The sequence below is a fragment of the Romboutsia sp. MSSM.1001216sp_RTP31141st1_G3_RTP31141_220114 genome (assembly GCF_039031195.1).
GTDB classification, from domain to species: domain Bacteria; phylum Bacillota; class Clostridia; order Peptostreptococcales; family Peptostreptococcaceae; genus Romboutsia_C; species Romboutsia_C hominis.
Genome location: NZ_JBCIUO010000003.1, coordinates 97928 through 118713 on the forward strand (window position 1 = coordinate 97928; position 20786 = coordinate 118713).

Here is a 20786-nt window from a genome sequence, read left to right on the forward strand (position 1 = left end):
TAAGATTTAAATTAATCGTTGTTATATCAATGTATATAACTATCTATTATACTAATTATCTTTTTCATTTTAACTTAAATTGATTTTCTATAATATTATAGCATTTTCAATCTCTTCTTTTAAACACATATTTGAATTATTTCCTTACATAAAGATTCCCCTTAAAGTAGTGTTATCTAATAACTTTAAATTTTATCTATTTTAAGGGGCTTAATTCATACTTTAAAAATTATTTTTTAATGCTGTTGATAACATTAATTTTATTCTATTTATTTGATTTATTTCACTTGCTGATGAATCATAATCAATAGCTATTATATTTGCATCTTTATACATTTCTTTTATTTTCTTTATTTGACCTTTTCCTGTTATATGATTTGGAAGGCACCCAAAAGGTTGCATGCATATAATATTTTTAATATCATCTTCTAATAACTCTAACATTTCTCCTGTCAATAACCAACCTTCTCCTGTTTGATTTCCTAATGATATTACATTTTCAGTATACTTAGATATAGTTCTTATATTTTTTGGAGGAATAAACCTTTTGCTTTTCATTAATTCTTTATTATAAGTGCTTTGATAAATATTCATTGCATTTATAAATAGATTTCCTAATTCTTTATTTATCCATTTTCCATCTAAATGTTTAAATTTATATTCTGCATTTAAGCAACAACTAAGAAAGAAGTTAGATAACTCAGGTACTACCGCTTCTCCTCCTTCAGCTTCTATAATATCAACTAAATAATTGTTTGCAAGAGGATGAAATTTTACTAATATTTCTCCTACTAACCCAACCTTAGGCTTTTTTATATCTATTAACTCTAAATTATCAAAATCATGTATTATACTTTTTATATTTTTCTTAAACTCTAATATACTAGCTTTTTTTAATGATTCTTTGCATATACAAACCCATTTATCATACAATTTATTGGCACTGTTTGTATACTTTTCGTAAGGTCTTGTTCTATATAAAACTTTCATCAATAAATCTCCATATATACAAGACATTAATAATCTATTAGCCATACTAAGTGTAATATGTTTTGATAATCCATTTTTCTCTATTCCATTTACACTTAAAGATATTACAGGTATATCTTTGTAACCAGAATCATAAAGGGCTTTTCTTAAAAATCCTATATAATTAGTAGCTCTACATCCTCCACCAGTTTGTGTTATAGCTACAGAAGTGCTATTTAAATCATACTTACTAGTTTTTAAAGCTTCTATAATTTGACCTATAACTATTATTGCAGGATAACATGCATCATTGCTTACATATTTCAACCCCTCATCTATTATTTCTCTTTTTATATTTTCTAAAATAACCAAATTATACCCACTTAAATTTACTGTTTCTTTAAAAAATTGAAAATGTATAGGTGACATTTGAGGTACTAATATAGTATGTTTTTTATTTATTCTACCTTTTTTATATTCGATATGATCATTTTCTATATATTTATTATTTTTTCTTTCTTCTATTGCAGCTTTTAATGACCTTATCCTTATCTTAGCTGCACCTAGATTATTTCCCTCATCAATTTTTATAACTGTATGAATTTTAGATTTCTCATTTAAGATTTCTTTGACTTGATCTATTGTAATAGCATCTATACCACATCCAAATGAATTTAGTTGAACAAGTTCTCAATTAGAACTTTCTTTTACAAAACTTGCTGCTTTATACATTCTATGGTGATATACCCACTGATCAACTACTCTAAGTGATTTATTTATTTTAGATAAGTGACATATAGAATCTTCACTTAATACATTTATTCCTAAAGAGTTTATAAGTTCTGGTATTCCATGATTTATCTCCGGATCTATATGGTATGGCCTTCCACATAAAACTATACCTTTTTCATTTTTATCATAAATCTCTTTTAAGGCTTTTTCTCCCTCAATTTCTATATCTTTTCTGTATCTCTCTTGTTCTATATATGCCTTATCTAGAGACTTTTCTACCTCAGTCTTAGATATATTAAAGTACTTAAATAGTTCTTCATATAAGTTTTTAATAAGTTTCTCACGATTATTTAGACTTATAAAAGGATTAATATAATTTATATTTTTTATTTCATCTATATTATTTTTTATAACTTCTGAGTAAGATATAACTATTGGGCAATTATAGTTGTTGTCACATCGTTCATCTTCTTTTTTTTCATTAACTACACAAGGATAAAAAATATATTTTATATCTTTTTCTATTAAATCTTTTATGTGCCCATGTACCATCTTAGCTGGGTAGCAAATTGTGTCTGATGTTATAGATGATATTCCTTTTTCATATAAATCTTTTGATGAACGTTTAGATAAAACTACTCTAAATCCCATATTTGTAAAAAAAGTATGCCAAAATGGATAGTTTTCATATATATTTAATACTCTTGGAATACCTATTTCACCTCTAAATGCTTTAGATTTTTCTAATGGCTTGTAGTTAAATATTCGATTATATTTATATTTATAAAGATTTATCTTATTTTCTTTTATTTTATTATCATTATATAAAGCTTCTCCCCTCTCGCATCTATTTCCTGATATGAATAATTCATCATAAAATTTATTTATTGTTAATAAACAATTATTTGAGCATCCACCACATCTTGAAGTTTTTGAACTAACTTCTATGTTTTTTACTTTGTCTAAATTAAGTAAGGTGCTTTTATTGCTACCATTATGCATATCCATTGATATTAAAGCACATCCAAAAGCCCCCATTAACCCAGCTATAGATGGTCTTATTACCTCTTTGTTTATTATCTTTTCAAAACTTCTAAGTACTGAGTCATTATTAAATGTACCTCCTTGGACAACTATATTACTCCCTAAATTATCAAAATTATTTTCTTTAATAACCTTATATAATGCGTTTTTTATTATGGAATAGGAAAGACCAGCTGATATGTCTGCTATGCTAGCACCTTCTTTTTGTGCTTGCTTTACCTTTGAATTCATAAATACAGTACATCTTGAACCTAAATCTACTGGTAATTTAGATAATGTTCCTATTTTTGCGAATTCTTTTATGTCTATAGACAATGATTCTGAAAAATTTTCTAAAAATGAACCACATCCAGATGAGCATGCTTCATTTAATATTATATTATCAATTACACTATCTTTAATTTTTAAACACTTCATATCTTGCCCACCTATATCTAATATGAAGTCAACTTTATCATTAAAATACTTTGCTCCTTTATAATGTGCTATAGTTTCTATTTCCCCAAAATCTATACCTAATGCCTTCTTTATAAGACCTTCACCATAACCTGTTACTGTTGAGTAACATATATTAGCTTTTTTAGGTAATTTGCTATATATATCAATTAAAACTGCTTTGACTGTATCTAAAGGTCTTCCATTATTACTACTATAGTGACTATATAATATATTTTTTTCTTCATCTATTAAAACTACTTTTGTTGTAGTTGACCCTGCGTCTATACCTAAATAACAATTCCCTACTACTTTTTCTATATCTTTATATCCTATATCTTTTTTGTTATGCCTTTTTAAAAATATTTCATATTCATTTTTATCTTTAAATAGTGGCTCTAATTTACTTATTTTATTTATACCTTCTTTATCCAAATTCTTAATTTTATCTATCAATGATTCAAGGTTAACTTTGCTACCTTTTTTTGATATTAAACTAGCTCCCATACATACATAAAGTTGGGCATCCTTAGGAAATATTATATCTTCTTCATCTAAATTTAACACCCTTTTAAAAGCATATCTTAGTTCTGATAAAAAATATAATGGTCCTCCTAAAAAAGCAACCTTACCTTTTATCTCTCTCCCACAAGCTAATGCACTAACAGTTTGTATAGCAACTGCATTAAATATACTCATTGCAATGTTTTCTTTTTTAGCTCCATCATTTAAAAGAGGTTGTATATCTGTTTTTGCAAATACACCACATCTTGATGCTATCTTGTAAATCGTATCATAATTTTTTGCAAGTTCATTTAATCCATTAGAGTCGGTCTGTAAAAGATATGCCATTTGGTCTATAAATGCACCTGTTCCTCCTGCACATATACCATTCATCCTTTGATCTATTCCATCTGTTAAATAAGTTACCTTTGCATCTTCTCCTCCCAATTCAATAACCACATCAGTTTCTGGATAAAAATACTTTATAGCTTCTGTAGATGCTATTACTTCCTGTATAAAATCTATTTTTAGTCTCTTAGCCATATCGATTCCACATGACCCTGTTATTGCTACAGTTATTTCTCTACCTTCTAGTATACTTTGTACGTCTAATAATGTATCTAAAACTGTATTTTTTATACTTGACAAATGTCTTTTATAATTTTTATATACAATATTATTATCATCATCAAATACCACAACTTTGACTGTAGTTGAGCCAATATCTATACCTAATGAAAATAATCTATTCATGTTAAATCCCCCATATTTTCTGTTTATCTATTATTAAGTTTTATGCTTTTTTAGATATTTATATGTAGCCAAAATTTATAAGTTTTTTAAGTTGATATTTATATATATACATAAAAAATTCGCTTCGCTCATGTCTCCAACGACTTCGTTCGTTGCTTAAAAATTATTTTTGAGCTACTGTATATGCGAATACCTTTACTTTTTCTAAATATGTTACTATAACTTTAATTCATAGATTATCCACAACTTTCAAGTAAATATATTACATTAATAAATAAAAAAGCACACTTATTTAGTGTGCTAATAATTTAATACTCTTATAGCTATATTTGAGCAATGATCTGAAATTCTTTCTAAGTTTGATACTAAATCTAGATATAATATCCCAGAATCTATCTCACATGTATTATTGTTTAATCTGTATATATGATTTGCTCTTATTGATTTTTCTATATTGTCTACTTCTTCTTCTGTTTTAATTATTCTTTCAGCTATTTTTTTGTCTTTTTTATTTATAAGAATTAAAGCATCTTCATAATTTTTTTTGACTTTTTCAAACATTTCTTCAATTTCTTTTTGACCATCATTGGATATGCTTACATCTTTATCAATTGCTATTTCAGCAAGTTCAGCTATATTTTCAGAATGATCTCCTATTCTTTCCAAATCATTTATAGTGTTAAATAAATTATCTACCTCTTCTACTGAGTTACCAGTTAAAGATGTCTTAGACAATTTTAATAAATAGTTTAATATATTTCTTTGATAATCATTTATATCTTTTTCAATTTTAAATGTTTCTTCTACATCTTTTTTAGATTTATTTAAAAATGCACTCATAGATGAATTTAAGCATATATTTGTTACTTTAGCCATTTTATTAGTTTCTTTTAATGTATTTGCAAATGCTATTGATGGTGTTTCTAACATTCGCTCATCTAAATAAGTTTTAACTTCCTTTTCTTCTTCAGTTTGAGGAACTATCTTCATAGCTAATTTTACAATATACTTAGAAAATGGTAAAAGTATTATAACTGTTACTATATTAAATAATGTATGTGCATTTGCTATTTGTCTTGCTACATCTGTTGGATTAATTCTTGTTACTACTGCAACTATTGGCTTGTTTAATATTAATAAAAACATTAGTGTACCCAAAATATTAAATAATAAATGCATAATTGCTGCTCTTTTTGCATTTTTGTTAGCACCTATACTAGACAATAATGATGTAACACAAGTACCTATATTATCTCCATAAAGTATAGGAAGTGCAGATTGAAGTGGTATAATTCCTTGTGATGCTAATGCTATAAGCATCCCCATTGATGCACTTGAACTTTGAACTACTCCTGTTATTATAAGACCTAACAGTACACCAAGTAGTGGTCTATGACCAAAATTAACAAGTGCATCTGTGAATCCTTTATATTCAGCAAGAGGGCTGACAGCATCTTTCATAAACTCCATACCCGTAAATAATATACCAAATCCAAGCAATATCTCTGCTATATTTTTAGTTTTACTTTTTGATGAAAATAGATAAAGTGCTATACCTATACCTAAAGTTATAGGAGCAAGCCCCTCTAAATTAAAACTTACTAATTGAGCAGTTATAGTTGTACCTATATTTGCTCCCATTATAACTCCTATAGCTTGAGATAACGTCATTATACCTGCATTTACAAAACCAACTACCATAACAGTAGTAGCACTAGAGCTTTGTATTATCGCAGTTACTCCTGCTCCAACTAATACTCCAAGTAAAACATTACTTGTTAAAAGCTCTACTATTTTCTTTAGTTTTTCCCCAGCTGCTTTTTGAAGTCCATTACCCATTAATGTCATACCATATAAAAAAAGTCCTAGTCCTCCTATAAGACTTATTAGTATCTCCAAATTAATTCCTCCTTTGGTTAAACATCATTCTATATATATTTTTCTCATTTTTCCATTTAATAATTCACTCTAATTTCTAAAGCTACATTTTATTGATTAGAATAGTAATTATATTTTTAGGTTAAATTATTATTGTTCAATAAATTATTTAAGGAGGACTATATGACTAAAAAGAAAGCTTGTAAAGCCCCTCAACAAAGTAAAAATGTTGCAAGTTCAAGTCTAGAAATAGCTGAAGAATTTAATATATCACCAAGATTAAGACCTAGCAAAACTGGTTCTGTTAGTCAAAATACATCTAGACCTATAAAGCCTAGAAAGAAGTAATCTAAAATATAAAATTTTTATAGCGTAAGATTACTAATCAATATAATTTTAAATATCCTAATACAAATAAAAATAGACTTGGATATCATCTAAGTCTATTTTCTATAAATTTTATGAAATTAGCATAAATATAAAATGAGAAGATACACCTGCAATAATTCCACCTATCGTATGTGAAATTATTGCTTTACTAGTTAGTCCTCTTGCATTTAATGCATCCATCATACCTACATGAGTGCTTAAGTATCCACTCCAACACATTCCCATGGCCGTAAATACGGCTATATCATTAGGAGTTATAACATTATCTTTGATAAACTGTGGTACTAAACTCATAGCTGCACCAACTGCACCTAATGATGTTATAGGAAATGCTATAGCTTGTGCTGATGTAAATCCAAATAGTGGTTCTAATATAAAGTTTAGCTTCTTTCCTATTACAGGTAAAAGAGCTATACCTTCATATGCTGCCCCTGTATATACTTCTTTACCGGTATTTGGATCTATACTTGGGCCAAATGTAAGTAACATTACTAATGTACATACTATTAAAACACCTGGTATTATAGCTAATCCTAATTCTACACCTGATTTTCCACCTTCAAGTATTGCATCTAGGACTCTTTGGAATATACTTCCATCTCTTATTTCTCTATACTCTTCTATCTTAGAATTTTCTATTTCTAAACTAGTATTATCTATCTCATCTTTATAGTATTTTTTTGTAAAGTGCAACATTATTCTAACACTAATTATACTACCTATTATGGCACCTATATTTCCTACTAACGCCGGAAGTACATATTTTTCACCCTGAGATATCATAAATGTTGTAACTATAAGACCCATTCCAAAAGATGTACCCAAATTACAAAGTGCTGGTACTTGGTACTTTTTAAAATACCTAGTAAAAGATTTATCCTTGCTAAATGATATGATTGCTGGATTATCAGATAAATAAGTAGTTACAGCTCCTGCTATACTAGCTCCTGGAAGTCCATATAAAGGCTTCATAAAAATAGCAAATATTTTATTAAGTAGTGATATTACTCCAAATTCTGATAATAATGCACTTAGTGCCCCTGCTAAAACAGCCATTGCCATTATTAAAAATACAGTATTTAATAATAAATCGTGAGCAGTGTTCATTATGACTTTAAACATTATACCTGCTCCCATGATACTTGCTACATAGGTAAATCCGCCTAATAAGATAGCTAAAAATACAAATGTCTCTAGATTTACCGACCTGACTTTCCTTTTAGTTGTAGTATTTTGCATACAAATCATCCCCTATGTAATTATTATCTGTGTCTTTTAAACTTAAAATTATAAATTTAAAGAATATTTTTTATTATTCTATAATATATTAAATTTATTTTTATGTAAATATTTATTTTTTCTTTGCGATAATTTGCATTTATATTTATTAATAAAAAAGTACTACCATATGGTAGTACTTTAAACATTTACATTTATATATTAATTTCTACTTATTATCTATTATAGTTTTTGTTGTATCTAAATCTTTAGCTAAGCATTTTTGACTATTTATTCTTTCACTTACTAATAAGTAGTTGCTTATTCCTTTTAATGTTTTTGCTAATTTGTTTATCATTGCCATTTTTAACTCCCCCTTTATGTTTTCTACTTAGGATATTGTATACAATATACTGTATCAAGTCAATACTTTTATTAAAAGTTTATTTTTTATCAAATTTTTTATGCCAAACTTAATCAATTTAACTTATATATACAATATTATTTTATATTTTTGACTTTTAGTTTATAATAAAGGTTATAATATAAAAGTTAATTTTCATAAAATGAGGAGGTACGTCATGTCTTGTCCAAACTGCAAGTGCAATAAATCAAAAATAAGTAATGATGAATATGAAGAATTAAAAGAATATTTCAAAGATGAGATACAAGATTATAAAATTGTTGATTATATAAAAGATAATGGTAATCATAGTTCTTATGTTGAGGTAGAACTTGAAGACTATATCGTTGAAATTGAGGATATAGATACTGATAATTTAAATTTAGATAAAGTAATAGATGCTTTAATAAGAAATAGTGTTAAATAATTAAAAGTAGACTAATTTTAGTCTACTTTTAATTATTTTTCTCTGAATCTATTTTCATTTTTAATATTTCTAATTGACTTTTATATGCTACTAATTGTATTTCTATTTTTTCTTTTTTAAGCTGTATATTCTTTTTAGTTTTTTCACTTTTTGCATTTCTTATTTCATCTTCCATTTTAGTACTCATAGCTTCAAGTACATATACAGTCTTTTGTAATTTTTCATATACAGCCCTAGGATTATTATTTTGCTCACTTTTTCTCTCTAATATAAACATTATCTTAAAGTACATAAATGCAACAAAAATATTTATTACATTATCTAGTAACTCTTGTGTCATACTATCACTAATTATTGCTACTAAAATAAAAGATGCTATATTAAATAAAAATAGTGTAGTTAACTTATTTTTATTTTTGCCATAGTTATAATCTTCTTTATATCTAGCTAGTCTATATGGAATAGCTATTGTGACTATTGGTGATAAAAACAGTATATTTCCTTCTAATATAGCGTATATAACACTTAGTGCGGTTAAAAGCATTATGGCTTTATTAGTTATATCTACTTTTTTCATATATTTCTCCTTTTTGGATATTAAAAATACCTCCTTGCACAAAGTATAAAATACTCTGTGCTTAGAGGGTATTAATTTATTTACCATACATAGTTTTTAATTGAGCTTGTATGTCTTTATTTTCTAAGTATTCATCTAGCGTAGTTTTTCTATCCATAACACCACCTGGAGTTATTTCTATTATTCTATTTGCTAGAGTTTGTATCATTTCGTGGTCATGAGAATTAAATATTAATACTCCTGGGAACTTTTCTAAACCTTTGTTTACAGAAGTTATACTTTCAAGGTCTAAGTGGTTAGTTGGGTCATCTAAAACTAATACGTTAGCGTTACTTAACATAAGTTTTGATAACATACATCTAACTTTTTCTCCTCCTGATAAAACTTGAGCTTGCTTTAGAGCTTCTTCTCCACTAAATAACATTCTACCTAAGAATCCTCTTATAAAACTTTCACTCTTTTCTTCAGAATATTGTCTTAACCAATCAACTAATGAGTATTCTACACCATCAAAGTATTGATTGTGATTTTTAGGTAAGTAACTTTGAGAAGTTGTAACTCCCCACTTAAATGTTCCACTATCAGCAGTATCTTCACCCATTATTATATTGAATAATGTAGTTATAGCTATTTCGTCACCCATAAATGCTACTTTATCATCTTTATCAAGTCTAAATGATACATTATCAAGTACTTTAACACCATCTACAGTTTTAGTTAATCCTTCAACTTCTAAAACCTCATTTCCTATTTCTCTCTCAGGTGTAAATCCTACATATGGATATCTTCTTCTTGATGGTTGTATTTCTTCAACTTGTATTTTTTCTAATTGTTTTTTTCTAGATGTTGCTTGCTTTGCTTTAGAAGCATTTGAACTGAATCTTGCGATGAACTCTTTAAGTTGAGCTATTTTTTCTTCAGCCTTTTTATTTTGATCCTTAGCAAGTTGTAATGCTAATTGGCTTGACTCATACCAGAAATCGTAGTTACCAACATACATTTGTATCTTACCAAAATCAACGTCAACTATATTTGTACATATTTGATTTAAGAAGTGTCTATCATGTGATACAACTATAACGATAGAATCTTCAAGTCCCATTATAAACTCATTTAACCAGTTTATAGATTGGAAGTCTAAGTGGTTTGTAGGTTCGTCCATTATTAGTATCTCAGGCTTACCAAATAATGCTTGGGCAAGTAATACTTTAACCTTTTCTCCACCTGTTAATTCTTTCATTTGCTTATAATGTACCTCTTTAGGTATACCAAGACCCATTAAAAGTCTCTCTGCATTAGTCTCTGCATCCCATCCATCAAGTTCGGCAAATTCACCTTCAAGTTCAGCAGCTTTTATACCATCTTCTTCAGTGAAATCAGGCTTCATGTATAATGCATCTTTTTCTTTCATTATAGAGTATAGTCTTTCGTGTCCCATTATAACTACATCTAAAACTGTATCTTCTTCATATTTGAAGTGGTCCTGTCTAAGTACTGACATTCTTTCTTTTTCAGTTATTGAAACACTTCCTGTGTTTGGCTCTATATCACCAGCTAATATTTTAAGGAAAGTTGATTTTCCTGCACCATTAGCTCCTATTATCCCGTAACAATTTCCTTTAGTGAATTTTAAGTTAACATCTTTGAATAACTCTTTATCACCAAATCTAAGTCCAACATTTGTAACTTGTAACATTAATGTGTATTCCTTTCTTTCTTTAATTTTCGTAAATTACATAACATTTTTATAATATAATAAATATTTAATTTAGTCAACTGATGAGTACTACACCTTAGCAAAATTACAGGCTGGATATGTGCAAATATCGCAATTCATACAAAGTCCACCATGCCCATACATTGCTATATCTTTTTTAGTTAATTTTTCATCTACTAGTACTCTTGGTAAAATAACATCAAATACTGTTGTTTTATTATACATTGCACATCCTGGTATCCCCATTATAGGTATATCACCTTTATATGCTAATAAAAACATTGCCCCAGGAAGTATTGGTGAACCATAGGTTATTATACTTGCTCCACTTTCTTTTATAGCAGTAGGTGTTACATCATCTGGATCTACACTCATACCACCTGTGCAACATATAAGTTCTGCACCTTGATTTATAAAATCTTCTATAGCATTTTTTATCATAATAGTATCATCTTTACATATAGCTTGACCTATAACTTCACACCCAAACTTTTCAACCTTTTCTTTTATAACAGGTCCAAATTTATCTACTATTCTTTTATAAAATACTTCATTTCCAGTTGTAACTATACCAACCTTCTTAGGTTTAAACTCTACTACATTTACTATTTTTTTATTACCTACTATATTTTTTGCTTCGGTTAGCTTATTTTTATCTATTAGTAAAGGAATCACTCTTGTTCCTGCTACTTTAGTTCCTTTATTTACTATAAAATTATTATGTAGGGTAGATAACATTATATCATCTATCATATTAAGTTCTAATAATGTATCTACGTCTATTTTTAAAAGTCCATATTTATTTGATATAAAATCTATTTTACCTTCTTTTATATCACTAAAATCTAAATTTTCTCCTGCTGTTAAATCTTTTAAAAATATAGCGCCATCATTTTCATGAACCATATCTTCATTTTTTTCCCAAACATATAGATGATCTTTACCTAATGATAGTAAAACTTCTATATCTTCTTTTTTTACTATATGACCTTTTTTAAAAGCAACTCCTTTAAATTCACCTGGAATTATCTTTGTTATATCATGACAAAGTATATGTCCTATAGCATCTACTGTTTTAATCTTTTTCATATATTCCCCCTAATTGTATATAGTCTTTTTTTGTGTCAATATCAAATAACATATACTCACTGACATCTACATATTTTATTTTACATGAATTAGTTATAACTTTTTTACCTTTTTCATCTTCTTTTAAACTTAATAATTCCTCTCTTTTATACTCTGGAAATATTACAGGATTTCCTTTTCTATCTTTATATCTTGGAATTATTATAAAATCTTTATTTTCATTAAATTCTTCTATCATTTTATTTATATATTTGCTATCAATTAAAGGTTGATCTCCTACAAAAAACATATATCCAAAGGATTGCTTGCTATTATTTATACCTAATCTTATAGATTCACTTTGACCTATATAATTTTTTTTATTTTCTATATATTTATAGTTGTATTTTTTTGAAATATCCTTTATTTCATCATATGAACTAACAACTATAACTTCTTTAAATTCAACTTTTGATATTTCATCAAATACATATTCTATTATAGTTTTATCTTTGTATTTTAGTAAGAGCTTATTTTCTCCCATTCTTTTTGATAGCCCTGATGCCATTATAATCGCTGTTATCATTTTTTATATCCTTATTAATTTATTAAAAAGTTTATTTTTATACAAATATAAAACACTAATTATTTATGATATTAAAATAAATCTTATATTCTATACACAATAAAATAAATCATTTAATATACTTCCATATATTATTTTTATATTATGTTCATGTTTATTAATACTGTTAATAAGATTTTTTGCTATATCTAAATGCTTTTTTGTTTCTACTTTATTGATTAATAATATTTTTTCACAATTGATATTTTTAAACATACCATTTTTATTTATTACTATATCAACCATATTTTCTATAGTTACTTTATTTTTAGTGTTTGTTAATTTTTCAAATTCTTTAAGTCTATGTATATTTTTATCGTTTATACACATATCATAAGAAGTTATATCTAATACCCCTATAACTTTCGTGGTTTTAGGATATACTACCGGCTCGTTTATATTCCATCCTTTAAGCTTTTTTCTCTTAGAACCATCACCTTCTATTAAAAGAACATCAAAATCACCTTTGATCTTATCTAAATCATAAAAATCTAGCCCTATTATCTTATTATCTAAATTTATATATGATCCAACAATAACGACTCTTTCTTTTTCACATTTTTTATATTTTGCACTATCTAATATGTACATATTGTCATATAATTCTTTTGGCGGTACATATATTTTTGTTGTTGTGCTTATAAGTATTTTTTTGCTATTAATGCTAGATGCCAACTTATTTATAAGTGAGGTTTTTCCTCCAGCTCCTATTACTGTTATAATCTCTTGTTCTCTTAAGTTTAATGCTTCTTTTAAATTCATATCTACCCTAACTTTATATATTTATAAACTTTTATTTAATATTTTTTTAATGTAAAATAAAGAATCCATAGAATAATTATAACATTATTCTATGGATTTATACAGATTAATTACATACTAATCCTATTTTTATTTTATCTTTTGTTTGTTCTTTTACATACAATGAGAAAATGCTATCACAAGAATTTTCGCTTTTTTCTTTTATAATAGTTAATATATCATTTACAACAAATATCATTTCATCTTCTTTGCAATAATTAGATCCCATTTCAATAAATATTATTTGCTTTTTATTTAAAAGTTCATTATGTGATCCACTTACATTTTCTAGTAAATTTCTTACCATGTCTTCTTTAGATATGTCTTTACCAAACTCTTTATAAGAATATTTTATTCCACCATCTGTACATAAAGTTTCTTTTAAATCTGTTAAGTCTAAGTTTATCATGCATTGATATGATATAGATTCAACTAACATATTTACTAAATTTATAAATTTATCCATTGAAGCTTCATCTACTTTAAATTCTCTATTTATATTTACTTCGTCTTTATTTTCTTTATTAGAAGAATCTATTCCTATACTTAATATTCTTCTTTCATCTGCCATATATCCTATTGCATTGACTATCTGTAATGCCTTTTTATCTTCACTATTATAAGTTAAAAATAATAAGTCTACTCCATCTAATAATTCTCTAACATAATCCTTATCTACATCTTGATTTATAGATATTTCTTCTATATCCATATTATTTTCTAATTTAAATTTAATAGAATTTAATGTATTTATTCCATCATTTCCTATACCTATTATTTTAGCTTTTTCTAATTTTTCTTCTATATTCATAATATCTCCTTAATCAGATTACTTTAATAGTTTAAGATATTTATTTTCTAATATCTTAAATAATGGAACACCAATTATAGTTATTACTACAAATTGTCCAAAACCTACTTGTAGCATTGAAAGTATAAGAGGCACACCAAATAATTTATTTAGCATAATACCTATTATTATAGCATTTACTATTGTTGGCCATAATGATGCGATTAGTACATAACCTTTTTTTCCTTTCATTGTTTTACCTGTTAGGTAAACTAAGTATACACTTATAAATGTTGCCAAAGTTCCAAATATAATATCAGGAACACCATAAGGACCTATTACATTAGCTAAAAAACATCCTATTGTCAAAGCTAATATGTATTCCTTACTTATAAGTGGTAGTAGTGTCATAACCTCAGCTATTCTAAATTGTATTGTTCCATAACTTATAAAACCAAAAGCTAAAGTAACTGCTGCATAAACACCTGCTACTACTCCAGTTTTAACTATCTTTTTAGTGTTGTTTCTCATCTTTTTTCTCCTAAGTGCTTATTATTTATAGCCTAATCTACTTGGAAAAAATAAAAACCGTAGAAATTCTACAGTTTTAATGGCAGTTAATTAAATGCCTATTTTAACCGTAGTTTTTTTTATAGACAGGAGGCTTTCGAACTGTCTTTTTAAGGTTACTTACGATATTATATAATAGATATTTTTTTATTTCAAATATTTTAATATTACTTTAATATATTTTTAGCTTCAATCATTCTTTGAAGTGCTGTTATTATAACTATAAACGAAAATATATTAACTACTATACCTAAATAACTTTCAAAAATCATCATAAGAGATAACATTATAAATCCTTCACTTCTTTCAGCTACTCCTGCTTGATAATAAAATGATTTTATTCCGCTTTTTTCACTAACTGCACCAACTGTTAAAAATATTACCATTGATATTAATATACAAGCTAATAATACAATAATATTTAATCTTATCTCTTCAAATTTTAGTGCACTTACAAATATTATACCTATTTCTACTATCCTATCAAACGTAACATCTAACACTGTTCCAAAACTAGATGATGAGTCTGTTTTTCTAGCTATACTTCCATCTACTGCATCTAAGTATCCAGATATCCAAAGTAGCATTACAGCTAGTATATTTTTATCTAAATATAATAATACTGCTGATAATACCCCCAGTATAAGAGCTAGTGTAGTTACAGTGTTTGCGCTAATTTTTCTTTTTATAAATATATTTGCTCCAAATTCTATAAATGGATTTACATATTTTCTAGCATGTGTGTCTAACATATTATTTCCCTTCTATTTAATGTTTTTCTTCTAATTTATCTTTTAGAAATTTATTTTTCAAAAGTATTGATACAGTAAATAATAATACTAAAAGAGCTATTGAAATATAAAAGCTAGTACTTTTTATATTTAAAGAAGTAGCCCCTATATTTGTAAATACTGCTATACCAGGAATAGTTCCAAATAGTGTAGCTAGTATAAAATCCTTATATTTTACATTTGTAATACCTGCTCCATAGCTTATTACATCAAATGGAAATAGTGGTATTAACCTTAATAGAAATATTATATAAAATCCATTTTTTTCTATTAATCTTTCTATTTTTTCTAACTTATCGCTTGACTTTCTTTTAATTATTTCTTTTCCTAAATACCTAGCTATAAAAAATGCTATACTTGCACCTATTAAAGCTCCTATTGTTGTATATATATACCCCTTACTAAATCCAAATATTAGACCTGCTGATATTGCAAGTACTGAATCTGGAAAAAATGTTAGAGGTACTAATGAAAACATCACTATATATATAAGTGGAGCTAATACACCAAATGTTTTTACATATTCTTTTATTGTATATATATCAACATTATTACCTATATATCTATTTGTAATTACTACAAAAGCTAATATCCCTATTATGACTAGTATTTTTTTTAACTTATTATTCATATTTTCTCCTATTATTTAGTTTATATCTATTTATCCATGAATTTATACTAGATTTATTATATTGTGTAAACTTATCTTTGTTTAAATATTCTTCATTAAAAATTAAGTCTAATATATGAATTGAATTTTTCCCTCCATTTATCATAAACTTAACACATGTTTCACAGTAACATATAGTATAATCACTTTTTGTTTGAGAACATCTTTTTTTAAGTTGTTTTTTCTTATTTTCATTGTCTGTAAATATAGCTCCACAACACATAGAACTACTTCTATTTTTTTCAAATTCAGTGTATTTAATTCCTAAGCTTTTAAGTATATCTCTAGCACTTGTATATATAGATTCAACACCTCTTATTGCGCAGGAATCATGTATTGCAAATTCTATATTTAGATCACTATAATATCCAATTAACCTATTACCTAATCCAAATTCTCTTATGACATCTAATAAAAAATATACTTCTATATTTTTACTATTTTCACTTAAACTTTTATAACAATTAGGACATGACGTTATAACCTTTTTAACATTGTTAGTATTTAGAGTTTCATCTAAATTTTTATAGTATTTTTCAAATGATTTATAATCTTTTATCATTATACTTGGTTTATAACAACAAGAAAAAGTTATTCCTATATTTTTTATATGACCTCTTAAATAATTATATATATTTAGTATAATCTTTTCATCATACCCACTCAAACTACACCCTGGCATAAATAATACATCAGCATCTTCATCTATAAAAGTTTTTCTAAATAATTTATTATTGCTGCTAATTTGATGTATTTTATATGGTAGTTTACTCATTTTATCACCTTCCTTAAACTTATTTTAAAATAATTTTTTATATAATTTACAAAACAATATGGATTGGCTTAGCCAATCCACATTATTTTTCTTTTAAAGATTTATTTAAATTACTATTTTTTTCATTGTAAATCTTTTTAAGCATATATACAAGTATACTTAATGCAAATAATATCATAAGGCCTGTTACTACAAATTTTAAGGAACCTGTTAACATATCTCCAACATAAGAATATATTATAGTTGCAGGAAGCTGTCCTATGCCTGTTGCTATAAAAAATGAACTAAACTTCATTGAAGTAAGACCTGCTGCGTAGCTAACAAGGTCAAAAGATATAAATGGTAGTAATCTAGCTATTAATATTGTATGTTTTCCGTACTTGTCAAAGAAGTTATCTATGTTATCTAATGCATATTTGCTTGTAAGCTTTATAACTACATCTCTACCTAAAAACCTTGCTATATAAAAGCATAATGCTGCTCCTACCATTGAACTAGTCCATGAAAGCATTGCTCCTTTTACCCACCCAAATAAAGCCGCATTAGCAAAAGTTATTAAAAATGCTGGAAGTGGTGCTGCCACTGATTGAAGTATCATAAGTAAAAAAGATATTATAGGTGCTAATATACCAAAAGATAATATATATTCTTTTATAGCATCTATGTTTAGCATACTTAAATAAAATATCATCTGATTTATACCTTTATTTATCTGCGGTATAAATAAATATATACCTATTACTAATAACGATACACCTATTTTTACTGATATATTTTTTAATTTATTATCTATTTTTATCACCTACTATGTCCTATTTATATATTTTTTATGACATTATGACCATTTATAATATAATTCATAATAATATTTAAATTTTTAAAGTCATTCTTAAATATTTTAGCATAAACAGTGCAAAATTCTTATAAATATATATATTGTAATTTTATATACCAATAACTACATATATTGATTTTTTCTATACATAATTTATATTTTACAAAAATTTATTTATATATAAATTTTGTGTAACAATTTTTATCAAGATGCATATCATAAATATTAATATGTATAATTGGAGGTTTTATGCCTAGAAATAAAGGTCTTAATAACTGTAATTTACTAGTCAATAATTGTAATTCATTTTCTAATCAAAATCTTATACTAGTTACTATATTGGCAGCAATCATAGGTCAAGAAATAGAAAACGATGAAGAATTAGCACTTCTTGGTACATTTTTTATAGTTTTAGGAGAACAGTTATCTTTAGTCTCTGAAAGTAGAATAGTATGTAGAGAAGTCAATAAAGAATTAGAAAATTTAAATGATGAAGCAGAAGTTGATGAAATTAATGAAGTATTTTTAAGAAATACCTCAAGAAAAAAAGTAAAAAAAATTAAGAAAAAATACATAAAAAAATATAGTGACAAAAAATAAAAAGGCTATAATTTATGCATTATAGCCTTTTTATTTAACATTACTCTCTATAGTAATTTTTTTCTCTTGCTGTTTTTTGATCATTATTTAAATTACTATTTTTAGTTCTAGTTTTGCTGCTATAGATAGCTTCATTTTCTGATGCCATCTTAGCATTTACTTCAGTTTCATTAGCTCCATTTATACCTAATTCATGTGCTATTTCTATTTTTTCATTTTCATAATCTTGCATTCTTCTAGTGCTATGTTTTTTTTGGTTAGTCATGTTGCCACATCCTTTGTTTTTATTTCTATATATATTATTTCACTTCTATAATTTAAAATTCTTATAAAACATTACCAATTTATATATCTATCTACCATGTATATCTTTAAGCTTTTCTTTATCAACCCTTACTTCACTATCACCATATGCACACTTGCTAAATATCTTTTCTGCTTCTTCTAAGCTTAACCCTTTTATTTCCATATTCTTAGGGTCAGATTCTCCTATGTTATCTTTATCTAATCCATAGAGATAACATACTGCTTGTGGTAAAAAGCCTAGAAGCCTTGCTCCTATGCAATCTGCTGCTAGTGGATCTGTTGATGCTATAATAAGTCCTGGTGTATCTACTGCCATTCCATTATGAGGTCCTGTACCTACCATAGCTTTATCACAGCTTATTATACTTAAGTCTATAGGTATTTCATTTGCCATAGCTCTTATGAATCCATGCAAGTCCTTATGAATCCCTGTATTTTTTTTTGGATACCCATGGATTTCTGCTGGCGGCCATCCCATTGCTATATTTTTTATCGCACTTGTTATTGTTGCTTCTTCATGATGCTTTAACTGAGTAAATGATATTATTACATCTGCTTTATTTACTATTTCATTTATAGGAGTTGATTTTATTATGTCATGCTTTAGCTTTAAATCTATATATGGACCATAATTCATATCAACAAATTCTATTTTTTCTTCTTCTATTATTTTGTCATACCCTACATTTTTCATAACCTCTGTAGTCTTTTTACTTCCAGATCCTGTTGCTATATATATTTTGCTAGGTTCTTTTTCTTTTATATACTGTATAAGTGTTTTTAAAGTTTTAGGACCTACAATTCCTGCATCTTTTGGTTTGCTATCTTTTACCCAGTTAGGATTTATAACTACTACGTCTCCTTTTTTTATAATTTTATCTATTGGCAATAAATCTAAAGCTTTTTCTAATGATTTAGATTCTGTCATTGCCTTAGTTATTGAAACTATAGGTTCTTTAACCCTTCTCTCTCTTATCATAAAATCACCTCGTCTTTAGTATTTTTTTAAAATTTTAAATTTTATGTAACTAGCTATTATCATCAATATTTATATATCTATTATTTTCATATATTTAAATAAAATACTAGCAACTACTAAAGGATTCTAATTTCATATATAAAAATAGTCTAAGTTTGTATAAAACTTAGACTATTTTTACCCATTTACTTTCAAGAAGGGATATTTCATTTTTATTTTCATCAACTATTTGATGTATTGCTATTATATAATCGTCTTCATATTCTATCTGACTTTCTACCACTACTTCATTATTATATTTAAGCTGCTTTTCATAAGCTACTAAAAGTTCACTTATTCTATAGTTTTTAAGTACTTCAAAAGGCATTGAATCTATTATCCACATTATATAATGAGAATTACCTACATGTATATTTATATCTATATCAGAGTATCTTATATCAAAATTCTTAGATATATCTATTCTAGATGGTCTTCTCATTTTTAACTTATTTATCTTAACACTTCTATCCTCTTTTACTTCATATCTCTCATAATAGCTACTTGGTATACTGCAAGGCTTAGCTTTTTTTATATCTATATAAAATGCTAAAGTGTCTCCACTTAATATTAATTCTTCTTTTTCATTATATATTTTAAAGTTTCTAAGTGCATAAAACTTTCTAAATGCTTTTACATATGTTACAATTTTAAGCTTTTCTTTATAATTAGCTTTACCATGTACTTTTATATCATAATTAAATATAACCCAAGTATAATCACTTTCTTTAAAATCAGTAAATGATGCTCCTAAGCTAATATCCTGGCTAAATGCTGCATCTGACATAAAATCCATATATGACGAAAAATTACATTCGCCTCTTATATTCGTATCTCTATACGTTACTTCATATATTTTTTCAAATACTTTAGACATAATTAAAACTCCT

20 protein-coding genes and 1 pseudogene are annotated in these 20786 nt (G+C 26.3%); 3 read left to right on the forward strand and 18 right to left on the reverse strand.

Annotated features, from left to right (window positions below; all coding sequences use genetic code 11):
• Positions 1-222: 222 nt before the first annotated feature.
• Both ABCP60_RS07365 and ABCP60_RS07370 read right to left on the reverse strand, forming a co-directional pair.
• Positions 223-4437 (reverse strand): annotated as a pseudogene (locus ABCP60_RS07365) (acyl-CoA dehydratase activase-related protein).
• 300 nt (positions 4438-4737) lie between these two features.
• On the reverse strand, positions 4738-6336 hold the full coding sequence (locus ABCP60_RS07370; protein WP_166505571.1) for a Na/Pi cotransporter family protein: 1599 nt from the start codon (positions 6334-6336) through the stop codon (positions 4738-4740).
• Between the two features lie 162 nt (positions 6337-6498).
• Between ABCP60_RS07370 and ABCP60_RS07375 the strand changes: the two genes are divergently transcribed.
• The gene (locus tag ABCP60_RS07375; protein WP_166505572.1) at positions 6499-6663 is read left to right on the forward strand and encodes a hypothetical protein; all 165 of its coding nucleotides are present in this window, start codon (positions 6499-6501) and stop codon (positions 6661-6663) included.
• Between the two features lie 111 nt (positions 6664-6774).
• On the opposite strand, the gene ABCP60_RS07380 is transcribed toward ABCP60_RS07375, so the two are convergent.
• Together ABCP60_RS07380 and ABCP60_RS07385 are read right to left on the reverse strand one after the other, a co-directional pair.
• Positions 6775-7944 (reverse strand): hypothetical protein, encoded by a 1170-nt coding sequence (locus ABCP60_RS07380; protein ID WP_166505573.1) that lies wholly within the window; start codon positions 7942-7944, stop codon positions 6775-6777.
• A 208-nt stretch (positions 7945-8152) separates the two neighbouring features.
• Complete coding sequence (locus tag ABCP60_RS07385) at positions 8153-8287, reverse strand: hypothetical protein (protein ID WP_271893476.1); 135 nt, start codon at positions 8285-8287, stop codon at positions 8153-8155.
• Positions 8288-8504: 217 nt separating this feature from the next.
• Here ABCP60_RS07385 and ABCP60_RS07390 point away from each other — a divergent pair, with 217 nt between their 5' ends.
• Complete coding sequence (locus ABCP60_RS07390) at positions 8505-8753, forward strand: hypothetical protein (protein WP_092925384.1); 249 nt, start codon at positions 8505-8507, stop codon at positions 8751-8753.
• A gap of 28 nt (positions 8754-8781) precedes the next feature.
• Here the strand turns inward: ABCP60_RS07390 and ABCP60_RS07395 are convergent, their stop codons facing one another.
• From ABCP60_RS07395 to ABCP60_RS07445, 11 genes are all read right to left on the reverse strand, one after another.
• Complete coding sequence (locus ABCP60_RS07395) at positions 8782-9330, reverse strand: hypothetical protein (protein ID WP_092925382.1); 549 nt, start codon at positions 9328-9330, stop codon at positions 8782-8784.
• Positions 9331-9406: 76 nt separating this feature from the next.
• The gene (locus ABCP60_RS07400) at positions 9407-11026 is read right to left on the reverse strand and encodes an ATP-binding cassette domain-containing protein (RefSeq protein WP_166505574.1); all 1620 of its coding nucleotides are present in this window, start codon (positions 11024-11026) and stop codon (positions 9407-9409) included.
• Between the two features lie 90 nt (positions 11027-11116).
• On the reverse strand, positions 11117-12136 hold the full coding sequence (locus tag ABCP60_RS07405) for a molybdopterin-binding protein (RefSeq protein ID WP_092925378.1): 1020 nt from the start codon (positions 12134-12136) through the stop codon (positions 11117-11119).
• Positions 12123-12701 (reverse strand): molybdenum cofactor cytidylyltransferase, encoded by a 579-nt coding sequence (mocA, locus tag ABCP60_RS07410; protein ID WP_092925376.1) that lies wholly within the window; start codon positions 12699-12701, stop codon positions 12123-12125. Before mocA ends, ABCP60_RS07405 begins: the two co-directional genes overlap by 14 nt.
• Before the next feature lie 90 nt (positions 12702-12791).
• Positions 12792-13502, reverse strand: a complete 711-nt coding sequence (gene yqeC / locus ABCP60_RS07415; RefSeq protein ID WP_092925374.1) for a selenium cofactor biosynthesis protein YqeC — start codon at positions 13500-13502, stop codon at positions 12792-12794.
• 106 nt (positions 13503-13608) lie between these two features.
• Positions 13609-14352 carry a cell division protein gene (locus tag ABCP60_RS07420; protein ID WP_207733574.1) on the reverse strand — a complete coding sequence of 248 codons (744 nt, stop codon included), beginning with the start codon at positions 14350-14352 and terminating at the stop codon, positions 13609-13611.
• Between the two features lie 18 nt (positions 14353-14370).
• Complete coding sequence (locus tag ABCP60_RS07425) at positions 14371-14862, reverse strand: QueT transporter family protein (protein WP_092925372.1); 492 nt, start codon at positions 14860-14862, stop codon at positions 14371-14373.
• A 206-nt stretch (positions 14863-15068) separates the two neighbouring features.
• The gene (locus ABCP60_RS07430; protein WP_092925370.1) at positions 15069-15653 is read right to left on the reverse strand and encodes a CDP-alcohol phosphatidyltransferase family protein; all 585 of its coding nucleotides are present in this window, start codon (positions 15651-15653) and stop codon (positions 15069-15071) included.
• 16 nt (positions 15654-15669) lie between these two features.
• Positions 15670-16323, reverse strand: coding sequence for a TVP38/TMEM64 family protein (locus ABCP60_RS07435; RefSeq protein WP_343101542.1), 654 nt, complete (start codon positions 16321-16323; stop codon positions 15670-15672).
• Positions 16316-17137 carry a (Fe-S)-binding protein gene (locus tag ABCP60_RS07440; protein ID WP_343101543.1) on the reverse strand — a complete coding sequence of 274 codons (822 nt, stop codon included), beginning with the start codon at positions 17135-17137 and terminating at the stop codon, positions 16316-16318. Before ABCP60_RS07440 ends, ABCP60_RS07435 begins: the two co-directional genes overlap by 8 nt.
• Before the next feature lie 82 nt (positions 17138-17219).
• Positions 17220-17939, reverse strand: coding sequence for a TVP38/TMEM64 family protein (locus ABCP60_RS07445; RefSeq protein WP_330383729.1), 720 nt, complete (start codon positions 17937-17939; stop codon positions 17220-17222).
• A 282-nt stretch (positions 17940-18221) separates the two neighbouring features.
• Here ABCP60_RS07445 and ABCP60_RS07450 point away from each other — a divergent pair, with 282 nt between their 5' ends.
• On the forward strand, positions 18222-18572 hold the full coding sequence (locus ABCP60_RS07450) for a hypothetical protein (RefSeq protein ID WP_092925366.1): 351 nt from the start codon (positions 18222-18224) through the stop codon (positions 18570-18572).
• Positions 18573-18612: 40 nt separating this feature from the next.
• Here the strand turns inward: ABCP60_RS07450 and ABCP60_RS07455 are convergent, their stop codons facing one another.
• The 3 genes from ABCP60_RS07455 to ABCP60_RS07465 form a co-directional block, all read right to left on the reverse strand.
• A complete protein-coding gene (locus tag ABCP60_RS07455; RefSeq protein ID WP_092925364.1) occupies positions 18613-18837 on the reverse strand; it encodes a hypothetical protein in 225 nt (74 codons plus the stop codon).
• A gap of 87 nt (positions 18838-18924) precedes the next feature.
• On the reverse strand, positions 18925-19857 hold the full coding sequence (locus ABCP60_RS07460) for a DUF362 domain-containing protein (protein ID WP_092925362.1): 933 nt from the start codon (positions 19855-19857) through the stop codon (positions 18925-18927).
• 166 nt (positions 19858-20023) lie between these two features.
• Positions 20024-20773, reverse strand: a complete 750-nt coding sequence (locus tag ABCP60_RS07465) for an acyl-ACP thioesterase domain-containing protein (RefSeq protein ID WP_092925360.1) — start codon at positions 20771-20773, stop codon at positions 20024-20026.
• Positions 20774-20786 lie beyond the last annotated feature (13 nt).